19 protein-coding genes are annotated in these 21,032 nt (G+C 68.7%); 7 read left to right on the forward strand and 12 right to left on the reverse strand.

The genetic code is table 11. The features are described 5' to 3' along the window. Positions 1-223 precede the first annotated feature (223 nt). Both ACUKCB_RS09545 and ACUKCB_RS09550 read left to right on the forward strand, forming a co-directional pair. Positions 224-955 carry a class I SAM-dependent methyltransferase gene (locus tag ACUKCB_RS09545; protein ID WP_473040162.1) on the forward strand — a complete coding sequence of 244 codons (732 nt, stop codon included), beginning with the start codon at positions 224-226 and terminating at the stop codon, positions 953-955. Between the two features lie 172 nt (positions 956-1,127). Next, positions 1,128-1,406, forward strand: coding sequence for a hypothetical protein (locus ACUKCB_RS09550; protein WP_473040163.1), 279 nt, complete (start codon positions 1,128-1,130; stop codon positions 1,404-1,406). A 172-nt stretch (positions 1,407-1,578) separates the two neighbouring features. Here the strand turns inward: ACUKCB_RS09550 and ACUKCB_RS09555 are convergent, their stop codons facing one another. Beyond that, positions 1,579-2,436, reverse strand: a complete 858-nt coding sequence (locus tag ACUKCB_RS09555) for a poly(ethylene terephthalate) hydrolase family protein (protein ID WP_473040164.1) — start codon at positions 2,434-2,436, stop codon at positions 1,579-1,581. Between the two features lie 235 nt (positions 2,437-2,671). Between ACUKCB_RS09555 and ACUKCB_RS09560 the strand changes: the two genes are divergently transcribed. Beyond that, positions 2,672-3,478 (forward strand): hypothetical protein, encoded by an 807-nt coding sequence (locus ACUKCB_RS09560; protein WP_473040165.1) that lies wholly within the window; start codon positions 2,672-2,674, stop codon positions 3,476-3,478. 291 nt (positions 3,479-3,769) lie between these two features. Then, positions 3,770-5,092 carry a glycoside hydrolase family 6 protein gene (locus ACUKCB_RS09565; RefSeq protein WP_473040166.1) on the forward strand — a complete coding sequence of 441 codons (1,323 nt, stop codon included), beginning with the start codon at positions 3,770-3,772 and terminating at the stop codon, positions 5,090-5,092. Between the two features lie 116 nt (positions 5,093-5,208). Here ACUKCB_RS09565 and ACUKCB_RS09570 read toward each other — a convergent pair whose 3' ends face one another. Then, positions 5,209-5,568 carry an MmcQ/YjbR family DNA-binding protein gene (locus ACUKCB_RS09570; protein WP_473040167.1) on the reverse strand — a complete coding sequence of 120 codons (360 nt, stop codon included), beginning with the start codon at positions 5,566-5,568 and terminating at the stop codon, positions 5,209-5,211. A gap of 170 nt (positions 5,569-5,738) precedes the next feature. Here ACUKCB_RS09570 and ACUKCB_RS09575 point away from each other — a divergent pair, with 170 nt between their 5' ends. After that, positions 5,739-6,065, forward strand: a complete 327-nt coding sequence (locus ACUKCB_RS09575; RefSeq protein WP_473040168.1) for a hypothetical protein — start codon at positions 5,739-5,741, stop codon at positions 6,063-6,065. An 11-nt stretch (positions 6,066-6,076) separates the two neighbouring features. On the opposite strand, the gene ACUKCB_RS09580 is transcribed toward ACUKCB_RS09575, so the two are convergent. Beyond that, positions 6,077-6,658, reverse strand: coding sequence for a maltokinase N-terminal cap-like domain-containing protein (locus ACUKCB_RS09580; RefSeq protein ID WP_473040169.1), 582 nt, complete (start codon positions 6,656-6,658; stop codon positions 6,077-6,079). Between the two features lie 140 nt (positions 6,659-6,798). On the opposite strand from ACUKCB_RS09580, the gene ACUKCB_RS09585 reads away from it, so the two are divergent. Next, complete coding sequence (locus tag ACUKCB_RS09585) at positions 6,799-8,145, forward strand: MFS transporter (protein ID WP_473040170.1); 1,347 nt, start codon at positions 6,799-6,801, stop codon at positions 8,143-8,145. A gap of 86 nt (positions 8,146-8,231) precedes the next feature. On the opposite strand, the gene ACUKCB_RS09590 is transcribed toward ACUKCB_RS09585, so the two are convergent. From ACUKCB_RS09590 to ACUKCB_RS09630, 9 genes are all read right to left on the reverse strand, one after another. After that, positions 8,232-8,747 carry a lytic polysaccharide monooxygenase auxiliary activity family 9 protein gene (locus ACUKCB_RS09590; RefSeq protein ID WP_473040171.1) on the reverse strand — a complete coding sequence of 172 codons (516 nt, stop codon included), beginning with the start codon at positions 8,745-8,747 and terminating at the stop codon, positions 8,232-8,234. A gap of 465 nt (positions 8,748-9,212) precedes the next feature. After that, the gene (locus ACUKCB_RS09595) at positions 9,213-10,085 is read right to left on the reverse strand and encodes a sulfite exporter TauE/SafE family protein (protein ID WP_473040172.1); all 873 of its coding nucleotides are present in this window, start codon (positions 10,083-10,085) and stop codon (positions 9,213-9,215) included. A 154-nt stretch (positions 10,086-10,239) separates the two neighbouring features. Further along, the gene (locus ACUKCB_RS09600; RefSeq protein WP_473040173.1) at positions 10,240-11,658 is read right to left on the reverse strand and encodes an MBL fold metallo-hydrolase; all 1,419 of its coding nucleotides are present in this window, start codon (positions 11,656-11,658) and stop codon (positions 10,240-10,242) included. A gap of 142 nt (positions 11,659-11,800) precedes the next feature. Next, a complete protein-coding gene (locus tag ACUKCB_RS09605) occupies positions 11,801-12,373 on the reverse strand; it encodes a rhodanese-like domain-containing protein (RefSeq protein ID WP_473040174.1) in 573 nt (190 codons plus the stop codon). A 219-nt stretch (positions 12,374-12,592) separates the two neighbouring features. After that, positions 12,593-12,844: a metal-sensitive transcriptional regulator gene (locus ACUKCB_RS09610; protein WP_473040960.1), complete on the reverse strand. Its 252-nt coding sequence runs from the start codon at positions 12,842-12,844 to the stop codon at positions 12,593-12,595. 202 nt (positions 12,845-13,046) lie between these two features. Beyond that, positions 13,047-15,218, reverse strand: a complete 2,172-nt coding sequence (locus ACUKCB_RS09615) for a DUF262 domain-containing protein (protein WP_473040175.1) — start codon at positions 15,216-15,218, stop codon at positions 13,047-13,049. Positions 15,219-15,788: 570 nt separating this feature from the next. Then, complete coding sequence (locus ACUKCB_RS09620; protein WP_473040176.1) at positions 15,789-17,288, reverse strand: YncE family protein; 1,500 nt, start codon at positions 17,286-17,288, stop codon at positions 15,789-15,791. 597 nt (positions 17,289-17,885) lie between these two features. Beyond that, positions 17,886-18,341, reverse strand: a complete 456-nt coding sequence (locus ACUKCB_RS09625; RefSeq protein ID WP_473040177.1) for a hypothetical protein — start codon at positions 18,339-18,341, stop codon at positions 17,886-17,888. 751 nt (positions 18,342-19,092) lie between these two features. Further along, complete coding sequence (locus ACUKCB_RS09630; protein WP_473040178.1) at positions 19,093-19,686, reverse strand: hypothetical protein; 594 nt, start codon at positions 19,684-19,686, stop codon at positions 19,093-19,095. A gap of 886 nt (positions 19,687-20,572) precedes the next feature. Between ACUKCB_RS09630 and ACUKCB_RS09635 the strand changes: the two genes are divergently transcribed. Beyond that, positions 20,573-20,956, forward strand: a complete 384-nt coding sequence (locus ACUKCB_RS09635) for a DUF6507 family protein (RefSeq protein WP_473038483.1) — start codon at positions 20,573-20,575, stop codon at positions 20,954-20,956. The last annotated feature ends 76 nt before the right edge of the window (positions 20,957-21,032 follow it).

Here is a 21,032-nt window from a genome sequence, read left to right on the forward strand (position 1 = left end):
CGGAAAAGCAGGGACGCACCCGTCCCCGACCCCGCCCCGGTACCGGTCTCGCACTACCGCGGAGCGGGGACCGGCCCTCCGACAAAAGCCACGGAAAAACAGAAAGCACCTGCAGACCCGAACAGCGAAGAACACCCGACCGGAGCCGGGATATGATCCGAGGCGATCATCCGGCACGACGCGAAGAATTCACCGAACCCAGAAAAAGGAAGAAGAAGAGAAAATGCCCACCGTAGAATGGAACCGAAAAACCTGGGGCAAAACCCACTCCTGGGAACGGAGCGGAGACGAGTGGGCCTTCATGGCCGCCTACTGCCGCCAACCCTACGAGGCGTGGAAGGGCAGCCTCATCGACACCCTGCTGGTGCCGGGGGCCGGCCGGGGCACGGCCCTGGAGATCGGGCCCGGGCACGGGCGCTGGACCGAGCACCTGCTGGCGCACTCCCCCAAGGTGTGGATCGTCGACGTCAACGAGAGCTGCCTGGACCGCTGCCGCGAGCGCTTCGCCGACCGCCCGGAACTCAACGTCCACCACACCCCCGGCTTCTCGATGGACCCGGTACCGGACTCCTCGGTCGACTTCGTCTGGTCCTTCGACGTCTTCGTGCACCTGGACCCCGACGTCATCACGGGTTACCTCGGCGAGGTCTCCCGCGTCATGGCACCCGGCGCGAGCGCGGTCGTCCACCACGCCGGCAAACCCGACTGGACCCTGAGGATGTCCCCGCTGACCCGCAGGGCCGGGCGCCCCGGCAGGATCGCGCAGCGCTGGCTGAGCCAGCGCCGTTGGCGCGACGACGGCAACCGCTCCGACGTCTCCCCCGGGGCCTTCGCCGCCTGGGCCCGGGACGCGGGCCTGACCGTGGTCGGCCGGCGCACCTCCTGGGGTCCCGAGGACCAGTACACCGTCGACAAGTACCGCGACTGCATCACCGAACTCCGTAAACCCGAATAGTCCGACATCCCGCAGAAACCAACGGAGTCCACGCCGCGAAAAACACCTCGGGACCAGGCGAACAGGCCACTTCCGTGACGGTGTTTTCCTAGGGTGGAAACGACAGAAAACCCTTTCCCGCACAGGCGGCCCACCGGATCCCCTGTCGCGGCCCCACCCCCGAAGGAGCGGAATGTCCCCCCAGGAAATCGAGGAGTTCGTCCAGGGCCCGGAACCGGACCGTTCGGAGTGCCGGCGTGTCCCCAGGGAGGAGCTCGGGCCCGGGGAGTGCGATGCCTGTCTGACCTACGGGACTGCAGGCCCCGAACGGTGCTGCGGAGCCCCCAACGTGCCCGGCTACTCGAACTGCCGGTTCCACCTGTTCCACGCGATCAACGGCGGTTACACGGTCGGCAAACTCAGGGTCGGGTGTGACGAGGCACGGTTCCCGGCGGCGGATCCCTACGCCTGAACAGGGCGTGGAGTGCCCCGGCGCTCCCGAGATCGGCCTCCCCGCACCGCCCATGAGCCGGGGAACCGCCGAACGTGGATCTGGTCGCCTCCGGCGACCGGGTCCACCGCGAAGGGCCCGGGGACACGTCCCCGGGCACCGCCGGGTCAGTCAGCGCCGGGAGGGGACGCGGTCACAGGTTCTTCTGGTCGACGTCCCACTCGGGGTCGACGCACAGCCCACAGTCCTGCCCGACGAACTGCTCCGCGGCCTCCGCGTCGTCCTTGAGGTGCCACTCGAGCCAGGCGGTCCCGACCCGCCCGTACTCGCCGCCGTTGGGCTCGGCGAAGGTTCCGTAGTGGCCGACGTCGAGGTGGCCCATGAAGGCGGGCAGCCCGTCCGGCAGGTCCCGCCAGTCGTTGAGTGCGTTGCCGTAGGCGATGTCGTCGGGGCCGCCGGTGAAGTAGGCGACGGGGGCGTGCAGGTGGGAGAGCCGGTCGGGGTCGCGGTCGCTGAACATACCGCTGTTCCAGATCACCGTGGTGGTGACCCGGGGGTCGTCGGCGACCTCATAGGTCTCCAGGCCGCCGCACGACTGGCCCATGACGGCGATCCGGTCGGTGTCGATCTTGCCGCGGTACTCGCTGAACAGGCGGGTGTTCGCGGATTCCGCCCAGTCGACGGCCTCGGTGAGCATCTCGGCGTCGGTGCTGCCGGAACCGCCGGGCCTACCGTTGGCGATGACCAGGAAACCGTGCGAGGCGAACTCGGTGAGGATGTTCTCGAACCACGTCCCGTCGGCACGGCAGGCGCCGTTGCCCCAGGCCACCACCGGCAGCGGTTCGTTGTCGGGCAGCTCCAGGGGGCGGTAGACGGTGTGCTCGCGCAGCCGCCATTCGGTGACGTATCCGGCCTCGTAGGGGCCGGTGCCGCCGGCGGTCTCGGGTGCGGCGGCCACCGCCGCACCCGAGGGTGCCCAGAGCAGGGCTCCGGCCATGAGCGAACCTGCGAGCACGGCCAGGCATCTTCGGGCAAGCTTCGCTGTTCCCATTGCGTTCTCCTGCGGGTGGAGGTGCGCACCGGTTTCCTCCGGCACGCCGGAAAGCGAATATCCGTTCCGCCGACACGAGTGTCAACAGGGGTTCGGCGCCAACGGGTGGCATCACTGATGCCCTCGCGGGAAACCGACGGGATCGCGGTTGTTCCACCGATGCGCGCGACACCCTCCCCGGCCCAGACTGGGCGGCGCCCGGCCCCCAGAACGCCCCCGGAGAGGGAGAACCGCGTTGGAAGACAGCCCGCTACGCATCCACGACATCATGGCCTGCGACGTCTACTGGGACTTCGACGGGACGCCGCTGCCCAGGGAACAGCACAAGTTCCTGGTCTCCTTCCACCCCACCCCGGGGGTCCCCACACCCGAACTGGTGCGCTCCATCACCGCCCGCGGCCCGGACGGGTACCGGGTGGAGTTCGCCAACCAGCCGTTCACACCGGCGAACACCAACGGCCACATCTACGACCGCACCCTCGACTACTACTGGTACATGGTCAACCTGCCGGAGGGGTTCCTGCCCGGTGGTGTGTACAGCATCGAGGTGGTGGGGACCGACGGCTCGGTCCGGAACCGTTCCCGGCACCAGGACATCGCGGCCTCCCGCCGCCTGGTCGAGCACTACACCGCACGACGGGAGGAGGTCCTGGCCTCCTTCGCCCCCTCCGGCCACCGGGAGCTGGAGACCGTGCCCGTGGACGGCGAGTTGGAGTGCTCCTGGACGACCCTGGACCAGCTGGGCGGCCCGGACGCCTACTACATCCACCGGCTGTCCACCGGCGGCTCCGCCCGGGAGTTCGACACCCAGAACCTGACCTGGTGGGACAACATCTTCGTGCAGAGGATGCGGGGCCGGTCCGACGCGGGGCTCAACCGCTCCTCGGTGCGGGTACGGGCCGACCTGGCGGCCGAGACCCGCTACGCCTACTTCGTCGAGGCCACCGACGCCAACGTGCAGAGCGAGACCAACATCTGCGTCTTCCAGCCCCACCAGTACTTCCGCACCCCGGCAGCCACCGGTGCGGCCGCGAGCACCTGAGCCCTGACAGCGGCGTCCCCTCGGCGCTTGCCCGTCCCGTTCTCCGCACGAGGCGGAGAACGGGACGGGCAGGCGGGTCCGCCACCCGGGGCAGCGCGCCGGGATGGTCCCTCTTCCCTCCCACTCCAGGAAATCAGTGCGAAAAATAGCCGTTACCCCCTGGGGCAGGAGGGCTGCTCCCGGTAGCCTGACCCTGGCTGGGAGCGCTCCCAGCCTGTTCGGGGATACCCGTCACCGCAAGGTACCGGGACACGGGGGTTCATAACGGAGGCAATCCACCGAAGGAAGGCTATGTCCCGCACACGCACAGCCATCGGAGCCGCCCTCGGCTCCGTCACGGCCCTGGCCACCGGCACGGCGCTGCTCAGCCTGTCGCCGGCCGCCGCCCAGGAGTCCGAGTTCTACGTCAACCCCAACACGTCAGCGGCCGTCTGGGTCCAGGAGAACCCGGACGACCCGCGCGCCGAGGTCATCGGCGACCGTATCGCCTCGGTCGCGCAGGCCACCTGGTTCACCCAGTACAACCCCGACGAGGTCCGCGGTGACGTGGACGCGGTGGTCAGCGCCGCCGAGGCCCAGGGGCAGGTCCCCATCCTGGTGGTCTACAACATCCCCGGGCGCGACTGCGGCAACCACAGCGACGGCGGGGCGCCCGACCACGACGCCTACCGCGCCTGGGTGGACGAGGTCGCCGCGGGCCTGGAGGACCGTCCCGCCACCATCGTCCTGGAACCCGACGCCCTCCCCCTGGTGAGCGGCTGCAGTGACCCCTCCGAACTCCTGGAGTCGATGGCCCACGCGGGCAAGGCGCTCATCGCGGGCTCCTCCGCGGCCCGGGTCTACTTCGACATCGGGCATTCCTCCTGGCTGGCACCCCAGGCGGCCGCCGACCTGCTCAACGGCGCCGACATCGCGAACAGCGCCCACGGGGTGGCCACCAACACCTCCAACTACAACTGGACCGGGGACGAGGTGGCCTTCGCGGAGGCCGTCATCTCCGCCACCGGTGTGGCCGGGCTCGGGGCCGTGGTCGACACCAGCCGCAACGGCAACGGACCCGCTCCCGACGACGAGTGGTGCGACCCGCCCGGGCGGATGATCGGTCGGCCCAGCACCACGGACACCGGCAACCCGCTGATCGACGCCTTCATCTGGACCAAACTCCCGGGCGAGGCCGACGGCTGCATCGCACCCGCCGGACAGTTCGTGCCACAGGCCGCCTACGACATGGCGGTGGACGCGCCCCAGCCTCCGGACGAGCCCACCGATCCGGGCGAGGAGCCCACCGACCCCGGTGGGGACCCCACCGACCCGGGCGAGGACTGCACGGCCGAGTACCGGCTGGCCGGTGACTGGGAGAGCGGCTTCCAGGCGGAGGTGACGGTCACCGCCGGCTCCGACCTCACCGGATGGACCGTGACGTGGACCTACGCCGACGGCCAACGGGTCAGCCAGGGCTGGAACGCCGACATCAGCAGCAGCGGGGCACAGGTGAGCGCGACCGACCTGGGCTGGAACGGTTCCCTCGGCGCCGGTGAAAGCACCGGGTTCGGCCTCACCGGAACACATGAGGGCAACAACGGCGTGCCCGACGTGCGGTGCGCCGCCGCCTGACCGCGACGCGGCCAGGGCATTCAGCGGGTGCGGGGCGGAGAACGCCCGCGCCGCACCCGCCACCCGCCTTTCGCGAAGTGATCACGGCAGCGCTGCGGCCCCGCCCCTGGCCCGGTTCAGGCCCGGACCAGTGAGACCGGGGTGGGCGGTGCGGCGAGCAGTTCCTCGGGTGCGGTCAGGTACCAGGCCTCCAGGGTGAGCTCACTGAGTTCGTCCAGGTCGATCCCGTCCAGATGGACGACCACCCACCCGAACCCGCCCGCCGTGAACTGCACCTCGAACACCTCGGGCCGCTCCGCCACGAGCGCCGTCTGCTCCAACAGGGTCTGCTTCAAACCCACGGTGGCGGTCCTCGGCCACAGGTATCCGAAGGGCCTGCCCCGCACCCGGAACGTCGTGTACCGCTCCGATTCCTGTTGCTCGCACTCCGGCAGCGCGTCCGTCAACCGCAGGAACCGCTCGATCTCAACACCCATGGGACGAAGGTAACCACACACCACCGACAGGGCACCGTGCTGTCGACCGCCCCCGGACACGGGGACGCCGTTCGTCCATCCGTCGGTCACCCCGGGTTCGCCGGGCGGACAGGTGCGGGTGCTGTCCTCGGAAGAGTGCCCAACCCGGCGCAACGGACCAGGAGGAACGTGTGAACACAGCGTCCCTGAGCGTACTCCTGGCAGGGATCGTGGCCGCCGCGTCCGTGCTGTGGGCCCTGGTCGCCTTCAAGTACAAGCGCCCCGTCCTGGCGGCACTTCTCGGCTTGTCCGTCCTCCTCGCCGGGGCGCTGGTCTCCCACCCCCTCGGCACCGAGGGCCAGGGCGGAACCATGGTCACGGGTCTCCTGGTGATCGCCGCCCCCACCCTGCTCTGCCTGTGGACCGTAATGAGCCTGGGCGGTCTGCACGAGGGCACGGGAACCGGTGACGGGGCGGACGTCGGGGCCGATGAGGACGGCGGCTGGGACTTCGACTGACCGGCCGGCCCCTACCGAACCCCTCCGGCGCCGGGAAGGGCCAGCGCCGCGACCGCCCTGTGCTGGTCGCCCCACCGGGCGATCAGCCGCCGCTCCCCCTCGGGTTCCTCGTCCAGTACCCGCGGAAGCAGCAACCGCCCCTCTTCCGATGCCTCGGCGCCGTCACCACCGGCCTCCCGGGAGACCAGGACCTGCTGCGGCCGGCGCGCCAGGATGCGGCCCTCCTCCCAGACCTCCAGTTCCGCCTGTTCCTGCTCGCCACGCAGGGCCCGCCGGAAGCAGGCGAGCGCCACCTCGTCACCGGTCCCGTCGTAGACCCAGCGGGTGCCGAGGACGGAGTGCTCCATGGTTCCGACGAGATGGTCCCCGTGCTCGGGCAGGGGCGCGGCCCGGTAGGTGAGCGGCAGGTGGAGGAGCCGTTCCCCGCGCCGGAGCAGGAACACCTCCACTCCGACCTCCCCCTCCGGGTCGTCGAACCTGTACGTGCCGAGTACCTCGTCGGGCCCCGGGCCCGCCCACGGCCGGCCGTCCAGCCAGGTACTGATCAGAGTCGGTTTGCTCGGGGTGAGAGTGGCCCGGTAGATGATCGCCATGGCACCAGTATCCGGCACGGGGCCGGAAAACGGGGGTGAAGCCCGGCCCGGCACCTCGGTGAGGACACCGGTGGAGCGCGGACCGTGCGGCGGGGTGGCGTATCCGGCGCACGGGAGCACCGTCCCTCTAGCGTGAAGGCATGAAACCGACCGAGAGAATCTACTCCGCTCTGCTCAGGCGCGACCGGGAGTCGGAAGAGGAACTGCCCGAGCGGGTGCGCGGTGACGTCCCGGGCAACGGTCTACGCCTGGTCTGGGCCAACGCCCTGCAGTCCTCCGGGGACCAGGTGGTCAACGCCTCGACCGTTCTGCCGTGGCTCTTCCACGCCCTGGGGGTGCCCGCGGCGCTGGTCGGTGCGCTGGTCCCCATCCGCGAGTCCGGTTCGATGCTGCCGCAGGCGTTCCTGACTCCGCTGATCCTGCGGGCCCGGCACCGCAAGTGGGTGTTCGTCACCGGTTCCCTCATCCAGGCCTCGTCGGTGGCGGTGATGGCCGCGACCGCGGCGTTGGGCCGGGGGCTCCCCGCCGGTGCGGTCATCCTGGTCGCCCTGGCGGCGTTCTCCCTGGGCCGGTGCCTGTGTTCGGTCTCCGCGAAGGACGTCCAGGGCCGCACCGTGCCCAGTGGAGAGCGCGGCCAGATCAACGGGTTGGCCACCGCCGCGGCGGGGCTGGTGGCCGTCACCCTGGGGCTGGGCATCCGTGTGTTCGGTGGTGAGGAACTGGACGCCGGGCCGCTCGCCTGGTTGCTGGCCGGCGGCGCGGCCCTGTGGGTGGGCGTGGCCTGGGTCTACGCCCGGGTTCGGGAACCGGCCGACGACGAGGCCTCGGCCGGGCAGAGCCGCAGCTCCGATGACGGGCCGCCCGTGCGGTGGCACGACTGGCTCGTCCGGACCTACCGGTTGCTGCGCGAGGACCGCTCCTTTCGGCATTTCGTCGCCGTGCGCGGTTTCCTGCTGGTGTCGGCGTTGAGCCCGCCGTTCGTGGTCACCCTGGCCACCCGGTCGGGGACCAGCGGTCTGTCCGGCCTGGGCGGGTACGTCATCGCCTCGGGGGTCGCCGCGCTGTTGGGCGGGCGCCTGGCCGGTCGGCTCGCCGACAGGTCGAGCCGGAAACTGATGACGTTCGGGGCCGCGACCGCCTCGGCGGTCGTCCTCGTCCTGGTGCTGGTCGTCTCCCTGCCCGGTTTCAGCGGCACGACGGTGTGGGGGTCAGCGCTGTTCATCAGCTGCTACTTCCTGCTGACGCTGACGCACACCGGCATCCGGGTGGGACGTAAGACCTACGTCGTCGACATGGCGGAAGGCGACCGGCGCACCACCTACGTGGCGGTGTCGAATTCGGCGATGGGGCTCATCCTGCTCGTGGTCGGCGGCCTCAGTTCGCTGCTGGCACTGCTCGGCGTGGTGTGGGCCCTGGTCTTCCTCGCCGTCCTGGGCCTGATCGGCGTGGTGGCCGGCCACAGGCTGCCCGAAGTGTCCCGGGGATAGCGGTGCCCGGGGTTCTCGCCTGCCCCCGACCGCGCCCCGGCTCGGGGGATGCGAACCGGGGCGCTCTCGGGTCCGGTGAGCCGTCGTCACCTGATGTTGACGTCCACGCAGGCGTAGAAGGCGTTGCCCGTGTCGGCCACGTTCCACCGGGCCAGGACGGTCTGCCTGCCGCTGTAGCCGGACAGGTCGACGTTGTGGCTGAAGCTGGACGGAGGCTGGGCACCGTGGTCGTTGAAACTGTCCACGAGTTGGCCGTTGATGAAGTACTCCCACGTGGCCGTGGAGTGGTTGGCGGTGATGATCCAGTTGAAGGTGGCGTTGGTACCGATGTTGGCGACCTGCCAGCCGTAGTTGTCGTCGTCCAGTTCGGAGAAGCGCGCGTTGCCGCCCGAACAGCTCATCAACCCCTTGGGGCCCTCGACGCTCTGCGGCTCCCACTGGATCTGGCCGCACTGGACGACACCGGCGGCGCACTGGGCCTGCCGGCTGGCGGGGTTGGAGATGTAACCGTGCGCGCTCGCCGTTCCGGCCGGCATGAGGGAGAAGACCAGCGCGGTGGCGGCGGCCACCGCGGCGGCGGAGCGGAACCTGTACTTCTTCATGGGTTTTCGTCCTTCTTTGGGTCACGAACTCCCGGAGGCACACCGGGGTCGTAGCGGGGGGACCCGAGCCGTTCTCCGACCCAGGACGGTCTGTTTCGCGCCCATGGGGTTCGAACATTTCCCAATGTTCGCGAGGGGCGTCGTCTGCAGAAATCCAGAATTTCTCCGTGCTTTCCACGACCTGTTGACAAGCAGGCTAGGCAGCATCCGATTAACCGGTCAAGACCTCTCCCCCACCTGGGACCACGTACCGGAAAAGCCGCACGGAGGGGGCACCGAAGCGCCCCCTCCACTGGTACTGCCCGAAGGTTCGCCCAGCCGATCCTCCGAACTGGAAAGACTCTTATCAAATCCTTCCGTGGTCTATCCGGAAACCTCTCACCATTCTCACTTCCGATCCCCTCCACCAGCAGCACAATCTATCCTGGAAGATAGATTTCCTTCCCTTCTCCGAGAACGCGGGGGTCACGTCTGCGGCCGCAAAAACGGCACCAGCGGACAGTGCTCGCCGATCAGGCGGCACACCAGGACCAGGGCCGCCACCACCGCCGCCACGACCGCCGGAACCAGGCCGTAGGGCGCGGGAAGCTCCTGGGCCAGCACGAGAACGCCCATGACCAGGACGAAGACCCCGAAACCCTTGCGCAGGGCGGCTTCGGGCAGGCGCGAGGTCAGGAGCGCACCGACGAGCGACCCCGCGACCGCGAGAGCGGTGACCGCGCCGACCAGCGCCCAGTCCAGGCTCACGGTCGTCAGGTACCCGGTGAGTCCGGCGAAGGACTTCATCGCGATCACCAGCAGGGAGGTACCCACGGCGGCCGGCATGGCCAGTCCGCCGAGCAGCATCAGGGCGGGCACGACGAGGAAACCACCGCCGGCTCCGACCAGGCCGGTGACCGCGCCGACCGCCAGACCGTCGAGGACGATGCGGCGCAGGGGAAGCACCCCGCCCTCCGCCCCCTCGGCGGGCACCTTCTTCCTTCCGCGGATCATGGTCACAGAGGTGGCCACCATCATCAGCGCGAAGGCGATCATCAGCAGGGTGCCGGGGATGCGGCCACCCGCCAGTCCGCCGAGGAACGCCCCCGCCATGCCGGCCGCACCGAAGACCAGTCCGGTGCGCCACCGGACGTTTCCGGCGCGTGCGTGCGCGAAGACGCTGACCAGCGAGGTGGCGCCCACGACGAACAGGGACGCGGCTATGGCCTCCCTGGGGTCCATACCGGCGACGTAGGTGAGCAGCGGGACCATCAGGATGGAACCGCCGCCCCCGAGCAGTCCGAGCGCGAGCCCCACCACCACGGCGAGACACAGGGCGAGGACGATCTGGAACTCCATGTTGACTCTTCTTCCGTGACCGGGGACCGCAAACGCGGTCGGCCGAGGCTGTGGTTCGCGGCGGGGCCTTCGGTCCCGCCCTGGGACCGGGGGCGGAGCCCGCGCCCCGAACGCGACGGACGCGCACGGGCGGGCTCCGCCCCCGTCCCTCCGTTCAACCGGTGGCGGCCTCGGCCGCGGTGCCCCGGTCCTGCTTCCAGGCCGCCCAGTCCGGGTAACCGCGGTCGAGTTCGACGACGTCGTATCCCGCGCGGCGCAGGGCGGCGGCGGCCACGGAGTTGCGGACACCGGTCTGGCAGTAGCTCACGATGGTGCCGCCGGTCGGAAGCTCGTCGAGGTGCCACAGCAGCCGGCCCGCGCTGAGCTGGCGGGAGCCGGGGATGTGGCCCTCGGCGTGTTCGCCCCTGTTGCGTACGTCCAGGACGAGCGCGGCGCCGAAACCGTCGAGTTCCTCCGGGCTGACGAGCGGCGGCACGACCGTCGGCAGGTCCTCCACCGCGGTGGTGTAGCCGACCACGCGGTCGATGCCGACCCGCAGCAGGTGGTCGCGTACCTGCTGTGCGGTCTCCCCGTCGGGGGTGAGCAGGACCAGGGGCCGGGTCTCGGTCTCGGGGTCGTGGGCCCAGGCGCCGAAGGTCGCGGCCTTGTCCGGCCCGGGGATGTTGAGCGCCCGGGCCACGGTGCCCCGGTGCACCTCGGCGTGCGACCGGGTGTCGACGAGGACGATCGAGTCCTCGTCCAGGGAACGGCCGATCTCCTCGGCGGGGAGTTCGGGCAGTGCGGCCAGCGGGCCCAGGACCCGCGGCCCCTCCTTGTTCTGACGCTTCATCCGCGCGAAGTAGGCGTGGGCGTCGGGCTGCCCGTCGAGCAGTTCCGCGACGAAACCCTCCATGTCGTCCTCGCGCAGGTAGGGGGACCACCAGGCGTTGAGCCGCTCGTATCCGACCGTGGTGCCCGGGAGCGCGCCGAGCGCCTTGCCGCAGGCGCTGCCCGCGCCGTGCCCGGGCAGGACCTGGACGTGGTCGGGCAGGTTCAGGAAGACCTCGCGCAGGCTGGTGAAGAGCTGACGCGCTCCCTCGAACCGGGTGTCGACCCCGTCGGCGGCCTCGTCGAGCAGGTCGGGGCGGCCGAGGTCTCCGGCGAAGACGAAGTCGCCGGAGAGCATGTAGCCCGGGTCCTGGCTGAAGGCTCCGTCGGTCACCAGGAACGACAGGTGTTCGGGGGTGTGGCCCGGGGTGTGGCGGGCCCGGACGGTGAGATTGCCGATCGTGATGGTGTCACCGTCCAGGAGCCGTTCGGCGTCGAAGCCGTACTGCCAGTCCTGACCGCCCTCGCCGGAGAGGTAGACCGCGGCGCCGGTCGCCGCGGCGAGTTCACGAGTACCGGAGAGGTAGTCGGCGTGGATGTGGGTCTCGGTCACGGCCACGATCCGCATGCCGTTTCGGCGGGCCAGGTCGAGGTAGTCGCCGATGTCCCGGCGGGCGTCGACCACGATGGCCTCTCCCCTGGCCTGGCAGCCGATGAAGTAGCCCGCCTGGGCGAGGTCGTGATCGTAGACGCGTTCCAGCAGCATGTCCTGCTCCTTGTGTGTGGTGGCGTGTTTTTGCTGATCAGATACTCCGGGGGGTATCCAGATGGCGGAGTTCGGCCCTGGTAGGGAACGCCTCGTGCCACCTTCGGCCTCGAGGCGCACCCGGTCGTTCAGGCCGCTGCGGTCATCCGCGGGCGCTGATCCGGGCCAGGGAGTCCTCGATGTCGACGTCGTTGCGCGGCTGGTTGTAGGGCAGGCGGGACAGGGCCATGCCCATGGCGCAGGTGTCGGTGACGGCGGCGAAGACCAGGCCGGCGCCGACGAGACCGGCGACCGCGACCGCCGGGGGCCAGACCAGGGAGGCGAGCACGGAGGTCAGGACGAGCCCTCCGGCCACCAGCCGGACCTGGCGTTCCAGGGCCCACCGCTTGCGGCCGCGCTCGACGGGGGCGTGCTGTGCCTCCCAGGCGTTCATGCCGCCGTTCATCACGACCGTGTCGTGCAGGCCCGCGGCGGCCATCTTGTCCTGGCACTGCCCGGCCCGGCCGCCGGACTGGCAGACCAGGACGAGGCGGCCCCCCGCGTCGGCGACGATGCGCTCCAGGTGGGCGTCCACGCGCCCCAACGGCAGGTTGACCGCACCGGGGATGTGGGAGCTCTCGTACTCGGCGGGCGTACGCACGTCGACGAGCAGGGTGTGGGGATCGGTTTCGAGCAGGTCGCGCACGGCGTACACGTCGATGCCGCGGTCACTCATGTGTCTCTCCTTCGTTGGGGTCAAATCCTTGCTGACACCCCTGGGGGTATCAAGAAAGCAGACGGGAGCTTTGGGTTCGGGGGACCGACCAGCCGGAACCACCCCCCCATACAGGGGGGAGTATCCAAAAGCCGCAGGTACATCTCCGTAGGGAACGGGGGGCAGCCAGTCAGGGCCGGTGTGCGGGCGCCCGATCGCACGGCCGGGGCCCGCGAACACTCAGGCCAGGGCCAGGAACAGCTTCTCCAACTCCTCCTCGGTGACCTCGGGCTGCTCACCCTGCTCACGCGCGGTGTTGCAGTGCCGCATGCCGCTCGCGACGATCTTGAACCCGGCCCGGTCCAGGGCGCGGGAGACCGCGGCCAGCTGCTGGAGGACGGCGGCGCAGTCCTCCCCCTCCTCCATCATCGAGATGACACCGGAGAGCTGCCCCTGGGCGCGCTTGAGTCGTGTGATGGCGTCGCCCACCATTTCAGGCTTCATCTGGTTCCCCTTCCGTCCCGCATACAGGCCACAACATACCCCCGGGTGTATCCATTCCGCCAATCACCCTCGGCGCCCGTGGTGTGCTTCACAGCACGAAGGATCCGGCTCGAACCGGCACGGCCGCCGACTTCCCAAGCAGGGCCGGACTCCGGGGCGGGTTGCAGGCCCGCCCCGGGTACGGTGCGAGTCAGACTTCGGAGGTCTCGCGTACGAAGCAGACGGTCTCGGCCAGCAGATCCACCTCGGTGGCCCGCCATCCGGCGTCACGAATGGCCCGTGCCAGCGCGCTCCCCTGGTAGCCGTACCAGTGGGCGGGGTGGTTGTAGGCGGACTCGGGCAACGGGATCCCGGTAACCTCGACCACCTCCGCGAAGGCCATCAGCACCCGGTCCTGGGCCTGGTCGCGCAGCCAACGCCACAGGGGCCGGTACTTGCCCTGGTGGACGCTGTGCGAGAACCCGTTCTGAACGTCGTCCTCTTCGGTCTCCCCCGCTGCGATGTGGGCCGTGGTCACCACCGAGCGCGATGCCGACCCTGATCGGGGCCAGATCCGCACGATGTGGTCGACCAGGGTCTCGGTGCGCTGGTCGATGTCGGTCTCGGTCCATTCCTTCTCATGGCCCACCGCCAGGTGAGCGTTGAGTTTGAGGGTGCTGTGCTCCAGCAGCAGCGCCCTCTTACCCTTCCCGGGCAGACCTCGCGCGGCGGCGGTCTCGTCCGTCCAGGGGCGGTTGGACATCGCGGGGTTGAGCTTGCCGTTGACCAACGTCAGATTGCCCAGAACGTGGATGCGGTCCTCTCGGAGCTGTTCGGCCTCGGGATCGCCGGCCACTCCCTCACCCCAATGCTCACCCCACCCCTGGGGCATCACGTGTTCCACGGTGAGCTGACGGGGGCACTGCTGCCCCTCCCCCATGGGCCCCCGCAGTGAGTCCTCGAGGGCTTCCAGGAGCATTCGCAGCCTGGGACGGGTCAGGCTCTTGTAGAGGGGAGCCGTGCTGAGCAGCGTGCGCAGTTGTTCGTCGTCGATCCAGAAGCGGGAGTCCGCGCGTTGGTCCTCCAGGTGTCGGCGCACCGCTTCGCCGGCCTGCTGGGGACCTGACTCGTGGACCGCCCTGAGCAGTTCGACCACCAACCGGTTGATGTCCTTGACGGTCGCCCGGCACAGGGAGCGGCGCACGATCCAGCTCTCCAGGGCACGCAGCGCGACGTGCCTCTGCTCCTCGGGCATACGGGCTTCGTTCCAGCGCATCAGCCACAACTGCAGGGGCGCCACGACCGCGGTGTCCAGCGCCCTGACCACCCGGTAGTGGAAGGTGCCCTCGACGGTATGCGACGGCATCTCCGTCATGCCCTGGTAGACGCGTGCGTCGGCGGCGATCTCCGCCATCAGCTCGGCGACCCCGGTCTCCTCGCGTCGCAACAGGTCCCGGAACTCGAGGAAGATGCGGTCCTGGGCGATCTCCCGGCGGAGTCTCATGGTGAGCCAGGCCTGGAAGAACATGTCGATCCGGGGCCTCAGACGCCTGCCCTGGCTGACCTTCTGCCGCCAGTAGTCGTAGTCCATCGGCCCCCAGCACTCGTGGTACAGGCGATCGATGTCGACCCCCTGCCCCTCGGCGACCTGGAACAGCAGGTTCTTGATCAGGTCGGCTGCCAGGAGCGGACTGCCCCGGTGGTTGAGGGTCTCGAAGATCACCTGGGCGTTGTCACCCGGCTCCAGGTCGATCACGACCAGGCGCAGGTGGTCCCGGACCGTGTGCACCAGGGCTCCCAGGCGTTTGGCCGGGGTGTCGAGAGGATGGTCCTGCGCACCGCCCAGAGCCCACTCGGTGATCACCTCGACGAAGAAGCCGTGCGCCTGCACCAGTGTCGAATTCGTCTGGCCGCGGTCGACTTCCTCACCCATCACCGCCTGGAAACCGGCCCGGTCACGGTCGGTCGGCCATACCTTGAACACCTCGGAGGGATGGCGCGCGATCTGCGACTCGTTGCGCACAAGGATTTTCAGTGCCTGTTCGTCCATGGCCTCCCCGTACCGCTGGACGACCCGGCGTACCGCGTCCAGGAGTAGTTGCAGGGTGGTGAGGCGCTGTTGCCCGTCGATGACCCTACGCACGGCGATGTAGCCGGAAGGGGTGCTCTGCTGGTCCAGGACCACGGCCCCGAGGAAGTGCGGTGAGGGCGGGAAGCCTCCGTTCCCGGGGTCCAGGAGGCGCTCGGCGACCACGCGCATGTCCTCCCAGAGCGGTTCCCACTGTTCGTCCCGGCTCCAGACGTAGGGACGTTGGAAGAGGGGGACCACGTACCTGGTGTGGTGGCTGAAGATGTCCGTCGGGCTGAGGGTGCGTGACTGCACCGGGCCTCCTGTTACTCGGGGGCGAGACGTGGGAGCACTGCGGCAGCGGGATGTCGAACTCCCCACATGTTCTCAGCCGTGTCCGACAGACGAACCGGTTCCGCCACCGCCCTCCGGCCGGGGAGGTTTCGGAGGCGCTCGGTGCGTCACACCCGGAGGATCCGCGGCGGCCCTCCCCTTCCGGGCGCCTGCCACACGGGGGTGGACGAGGGTGCCGCCTCGATGGGCCGACACTGCCGTTCGGAGCTCAGACGCGCTTCCAGCCACCGCAACCGCTGGTCTCGAACCCGCGTCCGAACCGCCGATCGTCGCAACCCGACGGCCGAGGCCGAAGTTGTCGGCGATGATCGAACCCGGGGTTCCACCGGTACCGGACAGCCGCGAACCGACCTACTGCGTCGATGCCGGGTTCAGGCTGACCATTCGGAGCACCGAGGACTTCAGTGAGGCCGTTCCGGGGCGCGCACGACCCGGAACAGGGAGAGCCCGGGACGAATCGGCAGGGCCTGGAGCTGGCCGAAGACCATGCCGCGCGTCGGCTCCACCTCACACCGGGGGCGGGCACAGACTCTAGGACTCGGTCGAGCGGTCGGGCAGCACACCGGTGATCCGCAACAGTTTGCCCTGCCGGTTACTGACGTAGATCCGTCCGTTGTCGCCGTCCAGCCCGAGACCGCAGACCGGGCCGAGACCGTCAGCCACGACACGACGAAGACCCTTGGCGTCAACCTCGGCCACGACGACCTCATGCAGCCTGCCGGTCGAGTCGGAGACGTAGGCGACGGCTCCGTCGTGCAGCGCCACGCGGACACTTCGTCCGAGGTTGGTGGCCACTTCGCGCGGAGCACCTCCCTCCGCACCCAGGTCGATCTCGTACAGCCCGCCGCGGTCATACTGGCCCACGTACGCCTTTCCCCCGTTCAATGCCACCCCGGCGGCATTCGGCACGTCCCAGGTGCGCTGCCGTTCTGCGGTTCCGCTGCTCAGATCGAACTCGACCAGCTCGCCCCGTACGTAGTCGGAGGCGAAGAGCCTGCTACCCGGCAGCTCGAGCGCGAGGCCGTACACGCGGATGCCCTCGGCGACCGTGACCGGAGGGGCGGTGTGGTCGGACAGGTCCACCGTGAACACGCGCTGGCCGCCGTAGTCGGCCACGTAGGCCTTGTTCCCGGGCAGGTCCAGCGCCACGTCGTTGACTTCGCCGAGTTTCTCCAGAACCCAGTCGGTTCCGCCGCTGGCAAGGTCCACCTTGTAGAGCTTTCCACCGTTGTACCGGTCGGTGACGTAGGCCTTCTGCGCCACCGGGTCCAACACCAGGCCGTCCGCCGTCCCGAGGCCGGTGCGCACCTCGACGGGGGCCTCCTTCGGGCTCCTGCGCTCTTCACCACCGTCTTTGTGCAGAGGGTGGTCCTTCAGCTCGAAGTGGAGTTTCTCGAGTTCGAAGACCTCGTGCACGCCGGCGAACGTGGAGACCAGCTCGGCTTCGCCCTTCTGTATGAACGGCCTGCCCTCGTCGTTCAGGTCGAAGGTCTTGCCCCCAGCACCGGACTCGCCGAGTTCCCACGGGATCACCTGCGAGTACTCCGGTTCCTTCGGCGGTGGTCCGTCCGGTCGGGTCCTCTTCACCTCTACCGGCTCGGGGTAGTACAGAGCGACTCCCCCGCCGAAGGAGACCGGGTATTCGTAGTCGAACCTCCTCACCTGGCGCCGCTGCGTGGCCAGGACGTCGACCCGGCTGCCGACCTCCCCGCTCAGCGTGGACGAGGTCTTGAACGAGGTGGTCAGCGAACCGCTGACAGAGCCGGTGATCCCCAACATCAGCTGTGCCGACAGCTCCCCGGTCCCCGTCGCGCTGCTCGTGGCCGTGGTCGTGCTGGTCGACTGCGACTGGGACTCCATGTCGACACCCTGGTTGTCCTTGCTGTTCTTCAGGGTGGTCTTCTGTGAGTTGTTCAGCGCCATGCTCTTCTGCAGTTGCTGCTGCAGCGACGCGATGGCCTTGGCCCCGAAGGTGAGCTGCACCTGTCCCTGGAGCGACCAGCTGATGGTGTTCGCGACCGAGAACTCCACGGTGTTGCGACCAGGTGGTGGGTTTGGGGTCCGTCCGGTTGACGTACGTCTGCTTGGAGACCACGTCGGGCGGCGGCTGCACGATGTCGTTTCGTTCTTCGACGAGCGGCACGCCCACCGTCATGTAGGCCCGCCACCCGAGCTGGTGTGCCGTGTCCTCTCCCTTGGGGTAATCTTCGAACCGCCCCTTGTTCAGAGAGAACCCGGTGGGATACACGAATCGGTCCGACCCGTCGGGCGCCTTCATCTCAGCCTTCGCCTTCAGCTTTTCCCTGTTCCGCTCCAGGATCCCCGACGCCTTTTCGGCGATTTCAAGCTCCTTCAGGTTCCTCCCGGTCAGCGGGTGTCGCATGAACCGTTCGCCGAGATAAGCAGTGCTCACGTTGTTCTTGATGGCCTCGCCCATGAAACATCGACCTCCTTGCAGAGCAGAAATCGATAATCTTCCGGTTCTTTGGAATACTTCCGTTCCGGCGCGACCGGAAGCGGCATCGCCAGTGCAGCGGTCGGGCCCGTTTTCTCAGGCCTGGACCCAGGCCGGAAAAACGGCTCCTGTGAACAGTTTCCCGGGCCGAGGAGCAGGCTGTTGGACTTCCCTCACCCCTCGGTGAACCCTTTTTCGGTCCTCCTGACGTTCCTGGTTGACTTCTGGTTGTCCTTCTTCAGGTTCGCCCGCTCCTCATCGCTGATCTCGGGGCGGTCCTCGTCGCTGATCTCCACCTCCACCTCCTTGAATGCCTCGTCCTTGGCCGAGGACGCCATCGCGGTGGTCGATGCGGGGTCCTCGCCGGCCTCCCGTTGCTCGGCGGCGGCGGTCCGGGTGTTCCTGAACATGGGGGAGATGAAGCTGTTCATGACGTTGAGCGCTTCAGGCGACGTCTCACGTACGATCTTGGGGTCGCGCTCGACCTCGGGGATCCCCTCGGCGAGCTCCGGGTCGATCCCTTCCCGTTCGGGCCGCGCTCCCGGGATCCTGTCGTACACGGCTCGGGCCGACTCCTCCGCGGATCCGGCTTCGTTCTCGCCGTTGTCGAAGATGTTCTTGAAGGACATGGATTCTCCTCATGATTTTCTCGAGAGGCGGCCGCCCATGACAGCCCTGATTCCGTCCGATGGCATATCCGTACCGACTCGAATTATTTCGGCAGGGTCCGGATCTTTTGCCGCCCCTGACCTTCTCCGCATCCGACCCCGGGGGCCGTCACCCTCCTGAGAAAGGTGCCCGCCGTCGGTGAATTAAAGAGTTCGCCCAGTTCTCCTGAACCCGTTGCGACTCAGGCCCAGGGAAAGGCGGGGCTGGATCTACAGGGGCCTGGGTCGAACGAACCACGGAAACCGTCGACACCGCTTACCCCTGCCACCGGAGATACCACTGACCCAACACCCGGGGACAGAAATTCCAGAACGGCAGCAGCAGAGGATTTCATGATCCCCCAAGATAATTGGGTGGTGGATCACCCTTCCACCATGCCCACAGGAGCGCAGCAAATCAATAGGATCCAGCGAATTTATCGCACCGACATAAGAGACAATGCGGTAAAATCATAGTGATCTATGCACCTCCGGGATTCCGGATGTGCATCAAATTATTTTCCGAGCGCCACCGAATGCCGCCGAACCCGCACGGCGGCGAGAGACAGCGCCGGGACAGACGTTCCGCGCTGCTCCGCCGGGGGCGCCGCTGTGGCGGCAGAAAGGCCGACAGCGCCCGCAGGCACGCACCGGTTCACCCTGCACGGGCAGCGCCTCACAACTCGGCCCCTCGCTCCCTTCCAGGAGAAGCGGGGTCCTGCCCGGCGCCGCGCTATGCCGCCCGGCTGGTCAGAGCGAGCGTGTGGATCGAGCGCCCGCCATCGGAGGACGTCACCGCCACCTCGGTCAGGCATCCGAGACCGACGTCGAGCCGCAGGCTCAACGACCGCCCGTCGGGCACCGAGAAACCGCTGTACGGGGAGGGTTCGTTGCCCAGGGGCCGGGCCGCAACGCGCACGAACCCGCGTTCGCCCTCGCCCTCCTCCTCGACGGAATCGACCAGGACCCTGGCGAGGAGATCCACCGGACGCACCATCTCCACCAACCACGTGTCCACGACCGCCGGCCACGAGGAGAAGTACCAGGGCTCGTCGGGATCGACCCCGCCGGGAACCGGACTGCGGAACGTCCTCTCGTCGGTGACGTGCAACAGTTCGTCCCCGTCACAGGACCAGCGGGCCTGTCGGCCCCCCGTGGAAACCGTGTACTCCCAGTGCAGTGGGTCGGCCACGCCCAACCGGTGCTCGGACCTGAGCCCCTCTCCCCCACCGTGCACCTCGGACCCGGCGCGCACGAGCGTCGCACGGGCGTCGAAGGAACCGCTCCGGCTCACCAGGGCGAGCCACGACCCCACGTCCACACGCATCCCGGCCTCCCCTCACACCTCCGGGCACAACAGCCATGGCACGAACACAACTCCCCCGGTCCTACCCGTCACCCCTGTCGGCCACGCCGCGTGCACGACCAGGTGGTCCGCAGGAATCGGGGGATCAATAAAGGCACGGGCCCCAGACCCACCCGTCACCGTGATGCCGGCACACCTCCATGCCACGAACACAGCGTTTCCGTGCCGGACTCCTTGTCGGGAGCCCCGCTCTCCCCCGCCTCGGTATACGAGTAGAGGACGCGCCGGGGCGGATGTTCCGGGGCGGCCCTGTCGGGGGTGCGGTGGCGGATGGCTACAGCACAACCGTGGCCAGGTGGTGGGCGAGGGCTACGCACCGGACCTGGCGAGTACCGGGTTTCAACCGCTCGGCGATGCCCATTGGTTGCGTGGACAGGGTGCTGACAGTCCCCCCTTCTGGCTATCAGGAGTTCAGAGTTCAGGTTGTGCTGGCTTCGTGCAGCCTGAACCCCTACGACCGCTCCTCCAGGGTGAGTTCGGAACCGCGCCAGCCGAACCGCGTGAAGCGCATCACATGGCCGATTTCGGCCAGCCCGTCTTCTCCGAGGTGCAGCACGCCTTTGGTGTGCGTGTGACCTCCCCCGACGCCCGAACCCCTCTCTCGGCCACCTTCCGGGCCGCTGAATAGTCACTGACGCATCGGGACAAAACCCGCCAGAATCAGAACTGCGGCTACGCACGGCGCGACTCATAGAACACAAAGCCATCTCGTGGTGCGGATCAGAACGGAGAGGCAGGCCCGTGAAGTTCCAGTTCATCCCGCAGAAGAAGTGGGACTCACCCCCCGAGCAGGAGAGCGGGCTCTTCCGTCCCGAGGCCTTCGGCCCCCGACCCCGGGGAGGCGGCGTTGGGTAGCTGGAGTGTGGACCCGGGCCAGGTGGGCACGGTGCTGACCCAGGTCGCCGGCTACATCGGCGAGGAGGGCGGGGGCGAGGGCCTGCTCGGGCACATGGACGCCATCCAGGAGGCCATCACCGGCAGTGAGTCGGCCGCGCACAGCACACCGGTCAGTATCGCGTTGGGTGAGTTCTGCGGGCACTACTTCGGGGTGATGGGCGAGATGGTCGCCAAGACGGCCAGTGGCATCGAGGGTGCCAGTGATGCCACCAACGCCTACGTCAACGGCGATCTGGAGATGGCCGCCGAGGCGCAGAGCACCGCGGGGGAGGTCCCCGACCCCACGGCCCCCTCCGGACCGGTGGGCGGACCTGGCGCGGGCCGCCTCGTCTGACCTCTTGGGGCCTGACCGGCCCCCGCCGGGCGGTGGTGTCGCTCTGCCCCGGATCCACCATTGGCCTCTTGCTTCC

The organism is Nocardiopsis moroccensis, assembly GCF_055763695.1.

Bases quoted from the DNA above. Each gene is read 5' to 3' on its own strand.
- ACUKCB_RS09545 (WP_473040162.1), top strand. From the start codon at position 224: ATGCCCACCGTAGAATGGAACCGAAAAACCTGGGGCAAAACCCACTCC.
- ACUKCB_RS09625 (WP_473040177.1), bottom strand. From the start codon at position 18,341: ATGTCCTTCAAGAACATCTTCGACAACGGCGAGAACGAAGCCGGATCC.
- ACUKCB_RS09555 (WP_473040164.1), bottom strand. From the start codon at position 2,436: ATGGGAACAGCGAAGCTTGCCCGAAGATGCCTGGCCGTGCTCGCAGGT.
- ACUKCB_RS09565 (WP_473040166.1), top strand. From the start codon at position 3,770: ATGTCCCGCACACGCACAGCCATCGGAGCCGCCCTCGGCTCCGTCACG.
- ACUKCB_RS09605 (WP_473040174.1), bottom strand. From the start codon at position 12,373: ATGAGTGACCGCGGCATCGACGTGTACGCCGTGCGCGACCTGCTCGAA.
- ACUKCB_RS09610 (WP_473040960.1), bottom strand. From the start codon at position 12,844: ATGGTGGGCGACGCCATCACACGACTCAAGCGCGCCCAGGGGCAGCTC.
- ACUKCB_RS09595 (WP_473040172.1), bottom strand. From the start codon at position 10,085: ATGGAGTTCCAGATCGTCCTCGCCCTGTGTCTCGCCGTGGTGGTGGGG.
- ACUKCB_RS09630 (WP_473040178.1), bottom strand. From the start codon at position 19,686: ATGCGTGTGGACGTGGGGTCGTGGCTCGCCCTGGTGAGCCGGAGCGGT.
- ACUKCB_RS09580 (WP_473040169.1), bottom strand. From the start codon at position 6,658: ATGGCGATCATCTACCGGGCCACTCTCACCCCGAGCAAACCGACTCTG.
- ACUKCB_RS09600 (WP_473040173.1), bottom strand. From the start codon at position 11,658: ATGCTGCTGGAACGCGTCTACGATCACGACCTCGCCCAGGCGGGCTAC.
- ACUKCB_RS09590 (WP_473040171.1), bottom strand. From the start codon at position 8,747: ATGAAGAAGTACAGGTTCCGCTCCGCCGCCGCGGTGGCCGCCGCCACC.
- ACUKCB_RS09550 (WP_473040163.1), top strand. From the start codon at position 1,128: ATGTCCCCCCAGGAAATCGAGGAGTTCGTCCAGGGCCCGGAACCGGAC.
- ACUKCB_RS09570 (WP_473040167.1), bottom strand. From the start codon at position 5,568: ATGGGTGTTGAGATCGAGCGGTTCCTGCGGTTGACGGACGCGCTGCCG.
- ACUKCB_RS09585 (WP_473040170.1), top strand. From the start codon at position 6,799: ATGAAACCGACCGAGAGAATCTACTCCGCTCTGCTCAGGCGCGACCGG.